The 12,794-nt window shown below is 61.6% G+C and carries 7 protein-coding genes and 2 pseudogenes; 8 read left to right on the forward strand and 1 reads right to left on the reverse strand.

The genetic code is table 11. The features are described from left to right. The first annotated feature begins 179 nt into the window (after nucleotides 1-179). A pseudogene (locus tag P3R82_RS03300) lies at nucleotides 180-1,356 on the forward strand (DUF3095 domain-containing protein). Here the strand turns inward: P3R82_RS03300 and P3R82_RS03305 are convergent. Further along, nucleotides 1,346-2,686: a nucleotide sugar dehydrogenase gene (locus tag P3R82_RS03305; protein ID WP_283192995.1), complete on the reverse strand. Its 1,341-nt coding sequence runs from the start codon at nucleotides 2,684-2,686 to the stop codon at nucleotides 1,346-1,348. The pseudogene P3R82_RS03300 and the gene P3R82_RS03305 sit on opposite strands and share 11 nt — an antisense overlap. 394 nt (nucleotides 2,687-3,080) lie before the next feature. Between P3R82_RS03305 and P3R82_RS03310 the strand changes: the two genes are divergently transcribed. The 7 genes and pseudogenes from P3R82_RS03310 to P3R82_RS03340 all read left to right on the forward strand — a co-directional run bounded on the left by P3R82_RS03310 (nucleotide 3,081) and on the right by P3R82_RS03340 (nucleotide 12,746). Further along, the gene (locus tag P3R82_RS03310; RefSeq protein WP_283192996.1) at nucleotides 3,081-4,976 is read left to right on the forward strand and encodes an ABC transporter ATP-binding protein; all 1,896 of its coding nucleotides are present in this window, start codon (nucleotides 3,081-3,083) and stop codon (nucleotides 4,974-4,976) included. Next, a pseudogene (locus P3R82_RS03315) lies at nucleotides 4,970-6,881 on the forward strand (ABC transporter substrate-binding protein). The gene P3R82_RS03310 and the pseudogene P3R82_RS03315 overlap by 7 nt, the downstream one beginning before the upstream one ends. 3 nt (nucleotides 6,882-6,884) lie before the next feature. Next, nucleotides 6,885-7,883, forward strand: coding sequence for an ABC transporter permease (locus P3R82_RS03320; RefSeq protein WP_183898294.1), 999 nt, complete (start codon nucleotides 6,885-6,887; stop codon nucleotides 7,881-7,883). Further along, nucleotides 7,883-9,055: an ABC transporter permease gene (locus P3R82_RS03325; RefSeq protein WP_183898295.1), complete on the forward strand. Its 1,173-nt coding sequence runs from the start codon at nucleotides 7,883-7,885 to the stop codon at nucleotides 9,053-9,055. Before P3R82_RS03320 ends, P3R82_RS03325 begins: the two co-directional genes overlap by 1 nt. Before the next feature lie 87 nt (nucleotides 9,056-9,142). After that, the gene (locus tag P3R82_RS03330; RefSeq protein ID WP_283192997.1) at nucleotides 9,143-10,351 is read left to right on the forward strand and encodes a glycosyltransferase family protein; all 1,209 of its coding nucleotides are present in this window, start codon (nucleotides 9,143-9,145) and stop codon (nucleotides 10,349-10,351) included. Between the two features lie 11 nt (nucleotides 10,352-10,362). Further along, a complete protein-coding gene (locus P3R82_RS03335; protein WP_283193500.1) occupies nucleotides 10,363-11,610 on the forward strand; it encodes a glycosyltransferase in 1,248 nt (415 codons plus the stop codon). Next, entirely contained in the window at nucleotides 11,607-12,746 is a 1,140-nt protein-coding gene (locus P3R82_RS03340; RefSeq protein WP_283192998.1) for a glycosyltransferase, read from the forward strand. The genes P3R82_RS03335 and P3R82_RS03340 overlap by 4 nt, the downstream gene beginning before the upstream one ends. The last annotated feature ends 48 nt before the right edge of the window (nucleotides 12,747-12,794 follow it).

Genomic DNA, 12,794 nt, shown 5'->3' on the forward strand with positions numbered 1-12,794 from the left:
CGTTGGTGACAGAGCTAGCGGCAAAGGTTCGACCGCGCAAGCAGGCATGCGCCGGCACGCGGCAAACTCACATGAAGGTTATCGTCGTCGCCGGCCGCATGTCGAATTGGAAACGGGCAAGACCGGCCCGAGCCGAAAATGCATTGCCGCAGGTCGGGCTGTCTGTTCTAAGTTCTGGTATGAACGACATTTCGAACGACAGCTTCTTCGCCAGCGTGCCGGTCTTCGATCAGTTCGAGGGCGTCACCGATACCAATAACTATCGGCGCCTGCCGGATGATTGGGTGTTGGCGGTCGCCGATATCGTGGGCTCGACGCAGGCGATCATGGATGGCCGCTACAAGGACGTGAACATGGCGGGAGCGAGCGTCATCTCCGCCGTGCTCAATGCGCTTGGAAAGGGCGATTATCCCTTCGTTTTCGGCGGCGACGGGGCGATCGTCGCCCTGCCCGGCTCGATGGAAGCGGCTGCGCGTGACGCGCTTGCCGCGACTCAGCGATGGGCCGAGGAAGATCTGCAGCTGACACTGCGCATTGCCCTGGTGCCGATCAGCGACATCCGGCGCGAGGGACTGGACGTGCGCGTCGCGCGCTATTCGGCGAGCCCGTTCGTCAGCTACGCGATGTTCGCGGGCGGCGGAGGCAGCTGGGCAGAGAAGCAGATGAAGGAGGGCAACTATGCCATCGAACCGGCGCCGGCAGGCGCGCGGCCGGATCTGACCGGCCTTTCCTGCCGCTGGAACCCGATCGAGATCCAGCAACGGCGAGATCGCTTCGATCATCGCGGTGCCGGGCGAGCGTGGCGTGACGCCGGAATTCCGACAGCTGGTCAGCGACGTGGTCGCCATCTCCACGGAGCAGAGCCGCGATGCGCATCCGGTGCCGGCCGACGGGCCGGCGCTTGGCTTCTCGCTGAAAGGCATCAACCGGGAGGTCCGCGCGACGGCGCCGCACGCGGGGCGGCTGCGGCAGCGTATCATCATCATGCTGCAGATCGCGCTCACCGTTGTCCTGCACAAGCTGAACCTGAAATTCGGAAGCTTCGATGCCCGGCTCTACAAGCGAGATGTCGCCGGCAACTCCGATTTTCGCAAGTTCGACGACGGCCTGAAGATGACGCTCGACATCGACGCACATCGTCTCGGTCTCATCCGTACGCTGCTGGAGAAGGCGCAGGCCGACGGCATCGCGCGCTATGGGCTTCACAGCCAGACATCGGCACTCATGACCTGCTTCGTGCCGACGCCGCTTTCGCGCGATCATATGCATTTCATCGATGGAGCAAGCGGCGGCTACGCCGTCGCCGCCAGCCAGATCACCGGCAAGACGCTGTCGATCGACGAGGTCACGCCTTGACGATCGTGTCGGCGGCGATCCCGAGCCGCGCGAACACGTTGCGCGTGTCGACAATCAGCGCGCCACTTTCGGCAAGACACTTGTAATCGACGCCGTCGTGATCCGTTGCGATCAGGATCGCGTCATAGCCTGCCAGCACCTCGTCGGTAAGCGCCACGGAGCGACGCCCCTTCAGAGCCTGATACTCCCGCGTGGATGGAATTTCGGGCACATGCGGATCGTGATAATCCGCGCGGCCACCACGCTCCTCGATCACCTCGATCAGCCGCAACGACGGACTTTCGCGGATGTCCGCCACGTTTTTCTTATAGGCGAGGCCGATCATGAGAACACGCGAACGGCTGAGCGCCTTGCCGACGCGGATATCCAGCGCTTCCGCGAGCTTGCCGACCACGTAACGCGGCATCGCCGAGTTGATCTCGCCGGCGAGTTCGATGAAGCGCGTCGGCAACTCGTATTCCCGCGACTTCCAGGTCAGATAGAAGGGATCGATCGGGATGCAGTGACCGCCCAGCCCCGGACCCGGATAGAACGGCATGTAGCCGAACGGCTTGGTCTTTGCCGCATCGATCACTTCCCAGACGTCGATGCCCATGGCCGCGTAGACCGTCTTCAGCTCGTTGACGAGCGCGATGTTGACCGACCGGAAGATGTTTTCCGTCAGCTTGACCGCTTCGGCGGTGGCATTCGACGACACTGGAACCACCGTCTTCACGGCGGCGCCATAGAAGGCCGACATCAGCGACAGGGCCTCCGCGCCGTCGCCGGCGACGACCTTGGGGATCGTGGCCGTGTTGAAATGCTGGTTGCCGGGATCTTCACGTTCCGGCGAGAAGCCGACGAAGAAGTCCGTTCCGGATTTGAGGCCGGTCTTCTCGAGGATCACCTTCACCACATCGTCGGTGGTCCCTGGATATGTCGTCGATTCCAGCACGACGAGCTGGCCCTTGCGAAGATGCTCGGCGATCGTGCGCGAAGTCGCCTCAACGAAGGACAAATCCGGATCGCGGTGCTTGGTCAATGGCGTTGGCACGCAGATGACGATGACATCGCAATCGGCAAGGCCGGAAAACTCGGTCGTCGCGGCAAACCGTCCGGCATCGATCTCGATTTGCAGATCGGCGCTGGTGACCGCGTCGATATAGGAGCGACGCGCATCGATGGCGACGATCTTCTTCGGATCGACATCGAACCCGGTGACCGAGAAGCCACTGCGGGCAATCGCCATGGCAAGCGGCAAGCCGACATAGCCAAGGCCGATGATACCGGCGCGCGCCGTGCGAGTCTCGATCTTGTTTGAAAGAGCGTCGAATACAGAGGTGCTTTGCAAAGCGGATCTCGCCTAAAACAGAAAGGATCTCTGATCTAGTGTAAGAGCGCGGCGAATTAAACCCGCCAAAAGCCATATTGGAAAACTGACGCGAACGTGACCGCGAGATTCACCTCCGACGGCCGTGCATAAGGGTATTGTGAAAACATCTCGCCGCTTGCCGGACGTTTGACCGACAAGCGGAATTTCGGGATGCTGAGGGCAAGCTGTGCGACGTGCCGCGACCGCGGATAGCTTCATGCGATAACAACCCCGGGCCGACGGCCTGGGCCTGGCCGAATAAAATGCAGAAATGTCCCCAATTTCAATGTGTTCGTCATCAACTGGACACCCTGATTGCCGTACGCTAGTGTCGTCGTAAAGGGAACGAAGAAAACTGGGGAATTTCATTGGTATGGCGTCCGCGTCCGATCTGCTGCGCATTGAAAATCTTGATATCTCCTTCTCGGTTTTCGGCGACAAGCTGCGTGTCGTAAAGAACGCGAATTTGCGCATTTTGCCCGGCAAAGTGACGGCGCTGGTTGGCGAGTCCGGTTCGGGCAAATCGGTCATCAGCCAGAGCATCATGGGCATCCTGCCAAACCCGGCTCAGGCATCGGGAAGCATTGTCTTCACCGACCCTCTGGATGGCAAAGCCACCGATATCCTGCAATACTCGCGCGACAGCGAGGAGATGCGGGATTTGCGCGGCCGGCGGATGGCGACCATCTTCCAGGAGCCGATGACGTCGCTGTCGCCGCTGCACACCGTGGGCAACCAGATCAGCGGATCGCTGCTGATCCATACGGAAGCGACGAAAAAGGAAGCGCGGCAGAAGACGGAGGAGATGCTTGGCCTCGTAGGCTTCGCCAATCCGAAGCGGACATTCGACATGTACCCCTTCGAACTGTCGGGCGGCATGCGCCAACGCGCCATGATCGCCATGGCGCTGATCTGCAAACCTGCCCTTTTGATCGCCGACGAGCCGACGACTGCGCTCGACGTGACGATCCAGGCGCAGATACTCGAACTTCTGCGGGATCTGCAGCACAAGCTCGGCATGGCGATGCTGCTGATCACCCACGATCTCGGCGTCGTCGCCAACATGGCCGACGAAGTGGTGGTGATCTACCACGGCGAGATCATGGAGGCCGGACCGGTGGAATCGATCTTCCGCAATCCGCAGCACGCCTATCTGAAAGGCCTGATGGCCGCCGTTCCGCACTTCGATATGCGCGAAGGCGAGCGGCTGAAGGCGTTGCGCGACGTGCCCGTCAATCTCGAATCCCTCGTCGGCAAGAAGAAGAAGGTCGAGATCGAGGGGCCGGACGTCCTGTTATCGGTGAAAAATCTCACAAAGACCTTCAAGACGCGCAACCGCGGCCTGTTCGGCATGCGCGATCACGCGGGCGTTCGAGCGGTCGACGATGTCAGCTTCGATATCCGCCGTGGCGAGTGTCTTGGACTGGTGGGCGAATCCGGCTGCGGCAAGACGACCGTCAGCAAGATCCTCATGCGGGCGATGGCGCCAGATGGCGGCTCGGTGGTCTTCAACGATGGCAAGGATGCCGTCGATGTCCTGTCGGTGACCGGCGACGACCTTCAGCAATTGCGCACCAATATCCAGATGGTCTTCCAGGACCCTGTGTCGTCGTTGTCGCCGCGTATGACCGTGCGCAACATCCTCAGCGAGCCGCTCGAGATCCATGATCGTGGCGACGGCGCCGAACGCAATCGCAAGGTCGAGGCGCTTATGGGCGCGATCGGGCTCGATAAGCGCTATCTCAACCGCTATCCGCACAGCTTTTCCGGTGGCCAGCGCCAGCGCATCGGCATCGCCCGCGCGCTGGCACTCGGGCCGAAACTCATCATTCTTGATGAGCCCGTCTCCGCACTCGACGTTTCGGTGCAGGCGCAGATCCTCAATCTCCTGAAGGATCTCCAGAAGGAACTCGGGCTGACCTATCTGTTCATTTCGCACAATCTGGCCGTGGTCGATTACATGGCCGATCGCATCGCGGTCATGTGCAAGGGACGTATCGTCGAGATCGCTCCGCGTGAAATCATCCTGCGCGATCCCGTTCACCCCTATACGAAATCGCTCCTCGCAGCCGTGCCGTTCCCCGATCTCGACCGGCCGCTCGACTTCGAAGCGCTTCGCAAAAACGGCGCGGCGGACAAGCAGAATTGGGGCGTGACCTTTACCGCCGAGCACGACGACGCATCGGAACTCGCCTATGCCGACCTCGGCAACGGGCATTTCGTGCGTGCGCGCAAAGGCGCCGACGTGAAGGAGTTGCGCGCATGGTAACGCGTCGTGGTTTCATCGGGGGACTGGTTGGAGCGGCCGTCGCCCCCTCATTGGCAAAGGCGGTCGGCGACCGCGACATCGAGCCCGAATTCCTGCGTGACTGGCTGCGGGCGGGCCGCATTCCGCCGATGGTGGACCGCCTGCCGACCCATCCGCGAATCATCAACATGAAGAAGGCCGGGCTACAGCCCGGCGTCTACGGCGGCACCGTGCGCACCATTATCGGCAGCGCGAAGGACATCCGCTACATGACGGTCTACGGTTATTCGAGGCTCGTCGGCTATGATGAAAAGCTGCAGATCCAGCCCGACATCCTCATGGGCTTCACCTCGGAAAACGACGCCGTCTTCACCTTCTATCTGCGGGAAGGGCATCGCTGGTCCGATGGATCGCCGTTCACAGCCGACGATTTCCGCTACTGGTGGGAAGACGTCATCCTCAACAAGGAGCTGACGCCGGGCGGCGGCGCGCTGGAACTTCGTCCTCACGGGAATCTGCCGCGGTTCGAGATGCTCGATCCCCTGACCGTGCGCTACACCTGGGAACGACCGAACCCGAATTTCATGCCGGCGCTCGCCGGCCCGCTGCCGCTGGTCATCTACGGGCCCGGCCACTATCTGAAGCAATTCCACAAGAAGTATCAGGACGACTTTCGTCTCTCCGCGTTGATGAAGGAGAACCGGGTCAAGAAGTGGGTCGATCTGCACATCAAGATGTCGCGCGCCTCGCGACCCGAAAACCCCAGCCTTCCATCGCTCGACCCATGGGTCAACACGACTGCGCCGCCCGCGGAGCAGTTCGTCTTCGTGCGCAATCCGTACTTCCATCGGATCGACGAGAACGGCGTGCAACTGCCCTATATCGACCGGTTCATCATGAACGTCAGCTCGTCCTCGATCATCGCCGCCAAGGCTGGCGCGGGCGAGATCCGACCTGCAGGCGACGGGTGTCGACTTTACCGATTACACGTACCTGAAGGACGCCGAGAAGCGCTTCCCGGTGAAGGTCAATCTCTGGAAGCAGATACGCGGCTCGCGCGTGGCCTTGCTGCCGAACCTCAACTGCGCCGACGATGCCTGGCGCAAGCTTTTCCGGGAGACGCGCTTCCGGCGCGCGCTTTCGCTCGCCGTCAACCGGCACGAGATCAACATGGTGGCGTTCTATGGCCTCGGCAAGCCAAGCGCCGATACAGTGTTGCCGGATAGTCCGCTGTTCAAGCAGGAATATGCCGACGCCTTCATCGCCTATGATCCCGACGAGGCCAACCGGTTGCTCGATGAACTGGGGCTGACCGAGCGCGACAGCGAAGACATCCGCCTGTTGCCGGATGGACGCCGCGCCGAAATCACCGTGGAAACCGCGGGCGAGAGCAATCTGGACACCGACGTGCTCGAACTCGTGCGCGATCACTGGCGCCAGGTTGGGCTTGCGCTCTATACCCGCACCTCGCAACGCGACATCTTCCAGAACCGCGCGATGAGCGGCCGCATCATGATGTCGATCTGGTTCGGCATCGACAACGGGGTGGCGACCGCCGACATGTCGCCCAGCCAGTTGGCACCGACCATGGATGACCAGCTGCAATGGCCTCTCTGGGGCATGTACCATCTGTCCGCCGGACAGAGCGGAACCGCGCCCGACCTGCCGGAAGCCGAGCAGCTTGTAGCCCTGCTCAGCCATTGGGGCGCGACCTCGCGCTTCGAGGAACGGCAGGCGATCTGGCACCAGATGCTGTCGCTCTACACGCAGCAGGTCTTTTCCATCGGCCTGATCAACAGCACGCTGCAGCCCATTTTGAAGTCGGCGAAACTGCAAAACGTGCCGGAGCAGGGCCTCTACGGCTTCGACCCGACATCCTATCTCGGCATCTACATGCCCGACACCTTCTGGTTCAAGGAGGCCTGAGCGATGCTGAGATACATTCTCTGGCGCATCGCCGCCATGGTGCCCACGCTGTTCGTGATCTCTGCGCTGGTCTTCACCATTATCGAACTACCACCCGGCGACTTCTTCGAAAGCCAGATCGCCGAGTTGCGGGCGCAGGGTGAAAGCGCCAACCTTCAGGAAATCGAGGAACTCCGCAAACAGTACGGCTTCGACAAGCCGGCCGTGGTCCGCTATTTCTACTGGGTCGGCGGCATGCTGCAGGGCGACTTCGGCTATTCGTTCGAGTACCAGTTGCCGGTCTCGGAGGTCGTGGGCGACCGGTTGTGGCTCACCATCCTGGTATCGTTCTCAACCATCCTGCTGACATGGCTGATCGCGTTTCCGATCGGCATCTATTCCGCGACCCACCAGTACAGCTGGGGCGATTACGGCCTGACACTGTTCGGCCTGCTCGGCATTGCCATTCCAAATTTCATGCTAGCGCTGATCCTGATGTATTTCGCCAATATCTGGTTCGGCGTCACCATCGGCCACCTGATGGACCAGAAATTCCTCGCCGAGCCGATGAGCTGGGAAAAGGCGAGATCGATCCTCTCGCATCTGTGGATCCCCGTCATCATCGTCGGCACCGCCGGCACCGCCGGGATGATCCGGCGGCTTCGCGCCAACCTGCTCGACGAGATGCAGAAGCAATATGTCGTGACGGCGCGCGCCAAGGGCCTTCATCCGCTGCGTGCCCTGGTCAAGTATCCGCTGCGCATGGCGCTGAATTTCTTCGTCGCCGACATCGGCTCGATCCTGCCGTCGATCATATCGGGGGCGGAGATCGTCGCCATCGTGCTGTCGCTCGAGACCACCGGCCCGATGCTTATCAAGGCGCTGCAGAGCCAGGACATGTATCTTGCAGGCTCCTTCCTGATGTTTTTGGCGTTCCTGAACGTCATCGGCGTGCTGATATCTGACATCGCCCTCGGCTTCCTCGACCCACGTATTCGCCTGCAAGGCAGGAGCACCAAATAATGTCGCCCTTGCCCCCACCCGGCGCGCCGCTGCCGCACTTCGTTTCGACAGCGCCATTCGATCCGATGGCGACCGAAACGATGACGGCCGCGCAATCACGCATCCACCTTGCTTCGCAAAAGCAGCTCATGTGGTGGAAATTCAAGCAGCACCGCTTGGCGGTGGCATCGGCGGTCTTCCTCATCGCCGTCTACCTGATGATCCTGATCGTGGAATTCGTGGCGCCTTACAGCCTGCACACCAAGAACGTGGATTTCATTCATTCACCGCCGCAGCGCATCCATTTGTTCGACAAGGGAAAATTCGTCGGACCCTTCGTTTATGGACGCACCATGTCGCTCGATATGGACACGTTGCGGCGGACATACACCGACAACCCCGACGATGTTCAGCCCATCCGCTTTTTCTGCCGTGGCGATTCCTACAAGTTCTGGGGTCTCGTGCAATCGAATGTCCACGTCGTCTGCCCGGCGCCGGGCGGCCAGATGTTTCTCCTCGGAACCGACCGCCTGGGACGCGACGTGCTGTCGCGCATTCTCTATGGCGCCCGTATTTCCCTGACCATCGGGCTGATCGGCATATCGATCAGCTTCTTTCTGGGCATTGTCATCGGTGGGCTTGCCGGATACCGCGGTGGTGTATTCGACCTGATCGTCCAACGGCTGATCGAGGTGCTTCAGTCGCTTCCCAGCCTGCCGTTATGGATGGCGCTGGCGGCGATCATGCCAGTGACGTGGAGCCCGCTCGTGATCTATTTCGGGATTACGATCATTCTCGGGATCATCGACTGGACGGGTCTGGCGCGCGCCGTACGCTCAAAGCTCTTGGCTCTGCGCGAGGAGGATTATGTGCAGGCGGCGCAGCTGATGGGCGCCAGTACGCCGCGCGTGATCGGCCGGCATCTCGTGCCGGGCTTCATGTCGCATCTGATCGCCTCCGCGACGATTTCCATTCCCAGCATGATTCTCGGCGAGACGGCGCTTAGCTTCCTCGGGCTCGGCCTTCGTCCGCCGATCACCAGCTGGGGAATCCTGCTCACGGAGGCCAAGAGCGTAAGTGTTATTGCGTTCTATCCGTGGTTGCTTTTCCCAATTATACCGGTGGTCTTGGTTATTTTGGCGTTCAACTTTCTGGGAGACGGCTTGCGCGATGCGGCAGATCCCTACAAATAACGGCCGACGATTGATCCTCCCCCGATCGGTCGCCAGCGTCGTTGGAAGCAGCGGTGCTAGATGATGAGTAGCCCGGAAGGAATGTCCATGGCCCGGCGCCTGGAAGACGCACGCATCCTGATGTACAGCCACGACACGTTCGGGCTCGGCCATCTGCGACGCTGTCGCACCATCGCGCATGCGCTGGTCGAGGACTATCGCGGCCTGAACATCCTGATCATCTCGGGCGCGACGATCGCCGGCGCTTTCGACTACCGCGCCCGCGTCGACTTCGTGAAGGTGCCGAGCGTGATCAAGCTGCGCAACGGCGAATATACGTCGATGGCAAGCCATATCGATCTTCAGGATACGCTGAAGATGCGCGGATCGATCATCCGCCACACGGCCGAGACGTTCCAGCCCGACATCTTTATCGTCGACAAGGAACCGATGGGCCTGAAAGGCGAGGTCGAGGAGACGTTGGCCTATCTCAAGGCGCGCGGCACGACACTCGTGCTTGGCCTGCGCGAGATCATGGACGCCCCTCACCTGCTCGACGCCGAGTGGAAGAAGAACGGTGTGATGCAGAAGATCGATCAATATTACGATTCGATCTGGGTCTATGGCCCGCCCGATTTCTACGACCCGCTGGTCGGCCTCGACGTGCCCGCCAGCGTTCGCCGCAAGATGGACTTCGTAGGCTTCCTGCAGCGCAGCGTCTCGGCCAACAAGACCTCGATCAATGCGCGAAATGACGACTATATCCTCGTCACGACCGGTGGCGGCGGCGACGGCTCCGATCTGGTGCACGACGTGATGAATGCCTACGAGCAGGACCCGACGTTGCAGCAGAAGGCGCTCGTCGTGCTCGGCCCCTACATGCCGGTCGCCGAGCGCACCGCGCTGGTCCAGAAGGGCGCCAAGATCCCCTACATCCAGGTTATCGAATTCGATAACAACATGGAGGAGCTGATCGCCGGCGCTTCGGGCGTGGTGGCGATGGGTGGCTACAACACCTATTGCGAAATCCTCTCTTTCGACAAACCCGCGCTGATCGTGCCGCGTGTCAAACCGCGCGAGGAGCAACTCCTGCGCGCGCGGCGTGCCAGCGAACTCGGCCTTGTCGAGATGCTCCTGCCGGAAGCATCGGCCGACGCGACGGTAATGGCCGACGCGCTGAAGCGCCTGCCGCACCGCCAGCCGCCCTCGATGAGTGGCTCCAACATGCGGCTTGAAGGCCTGAACCATATCTCCGAGACAGTCGGCAGCTGGCTCGACAACCGTGGACGCCACCTCTCCGTCGTCGGCGCCGAGTGAAAGTCGTATCATTGCCGCCACGCCGGAAACTGCTAGTCGTCTTGAAGGGCTACCCACGCCTTTCGGAAACATTCATAGCGCAGGAATTGCTCGGTCTGGAGAAGGCCGGGTTCGACCTGACCCTGATCTCGATGCGTCGCCCGACCGACAAGAAGCGCCATCCCGTCCATGACGAGATCAAGGCGCGGGTCGTCTATCTGCCGGAATATCTGCACGAGGAGCCGTTGCGGGTACTGAAGGGGCTGTTCTCAAGCTTCCGAAAATCCGGCTTCGGCGCGCTGATCAAGCGCTTTTTCAAGGACTTGCCGCGCGACGTCTCGCGCAATCGCTTCCGCAGGCTTGGCCAGGCGATGGTGCTCGCGCGCGAATGGCCGGATGGCGGCCAGTGGCTGCACGCGCACTTCATCCACACGCCCGCCTCCGTCACCGAATATACGAGCCTTTTGACCGGCGTGCCCTGGACCTGCTCGGCACATGCCAAGGACATCTGGACATCGCCCGACTGGGAGCTGACGGAAAAGCTTTCCAGTGCCCGGTGGGCCGTCACCTGCACCCGCAACGGCTACCAGCACATGCGCACACTGACATCGCGCAAGGACGCCGTGCATCTCAGCTATCACGGCCTCGACCTCGCGCGCTTCGGCCATTTCCCCGGCGAGCGATCCGCAGAGGATGGCAGCGATCCCACGAAACCCGTTTTCCTTCTCAGTGTCGGGCGGGCGGTCGAGAAGAAGGGTTACGACACCTTGCTGCGTGCGCTGGCGCTCCTGCCCGGCGATCTGCACTGGCGTTTCGAGCATATCGGCGGCGGTGACGAGCTTGCGAAGCTGAAAGCACTGGCAGCCGAGCTCAAACTCTCCGAGCGCATCATCTGGAAAGGCGCGCTCGCCCAGGAAGAGGTCCTGGATCACTACCGCCGCGCCGATCTCTTCGCGCTCGCCTGCCGCATCGCCGCCAATGGCGATCGCGACGGGTTGCCGAACGTTCTGGTCGAGGCATCGAGCCAGCGCCTCCCCTGCATCTCCACCTCCGTGTCCGGCGTTCCGGAGCTGCTGGTGGACGGTGAAAACGGCCTTCTGGTCGAGCCCGATGATCCGAAGGCCCTGGCGAAGGCGCTGGAGACGGCCATTCGCGATCCCGGCTTGCGGCGGAGGCTGGGAGACGCCGCCGAAATGCGCGTACGCAGCCATTTCGACTACAACGCCAGCATCGACCAGCTCAGCCAGCTGTTCCAACAGGAGTGGCAGAAGGCATCATGAGCGCTCCGCGTGTTTTCTTCTACGTTCAGCATCTGCTCGGCATCGGCCACATCGCGCGCGCGAGCCGCATTGCCAATGCCCTGCAGAACGATGGATTTGACGTCACTGTCGTGACCGGAGGCCTGCCTGTCGCGGGCTTCCCGGCGGCGGGGTTGAAGACGGTTGCGTTGCCGCCCGTGGTGGCAAGCAACGCCGGCTTTTCAGGCCTTGCCGACGAACGCGGTGTTGCGGTCGACCAGGATTTTCTCGATCGACGCCGCGATCTCTTGCTGCGGGCGTTTCACGACACGCGGCCGGACGTCGTCATTATCGAGGCGTTTCCTTTCGGGCGCAGGCAGATGCGCTTCGAACTTCTGCCTCTCATCGAAGCGATCGAAGGTTCGAACCCGCGACCGAAACTGTTGAGTTCGGTACGCGACATATTGCAGGAAAACCGCAAGGCCGGCCGCGACGCCGAAACCGTGGGCCTCGTGCAGGCGCATTTCGACAGCGTTCTTGTTCACGGCGACCCTGGTTTCGTGCGCCTCGAGGACACATTCCCGCTGACACACGATATCGCCGACAAGATCACCTATACCGGGATCGTGGCGCCACCACCGCCCGAGCAGGCGTCGGAGACATTCGACATCATTGCATCCGCCGGTGGCGGCGCGGTTGGAATGGAGCTGCTTGATGCCGCCGCCCAGGCCGCGAAGATGCTGCCGGCTGACCTGCGCTGGTTGCTGATCAGCGGCCCGAACCTGCCGGAGGTGGATTTCGAGACCCTGTCGCAGGCGATACCACCGAACGTCACGCTCGTCCGGTTCCGCAAGGATTTCCCGTCGCTTCTCGGCGCCGCGCGCGTGTCCATTTCGCAGGCGGGATACAACACGGTGGGCGACCTGCTGCGGACCGATTGCCGGCCGATCCTGATCCCGTTCGTGGCCGGTGGAGAGACGGAACAGACCGTCAGGGCCGAGCGCCTTGCCAAGCTGGGCCTCGCTGAACTGCTGCCCGAGAAAGGCTTGACGGCGGATCATGTGGCGGCGACGGTGAGCGCGGCGCTCGCGGCTCCAAAGCGAACCACCGCCGAGCTCGATATCGACCTTGAGGGCGCAAGACGAACAACGGAAATCATTCGCGCCATGCTCGCGTGAAACTCTCGCGCTTTATGAAAATCATGTGATATAAAACAGACTCCCGCG

The sequence above is a fragment of the Rhizobium sp. AN80A genome (assembly GCF_030053015.1).
Taxonomy (GTDB): domain Bacteria; phylum Pseudomonadota; class Alphaproteobacteria; order Rhizobiales; family Rhizobiaceae; genus Rhizobium; species Rhizobium metallidurans.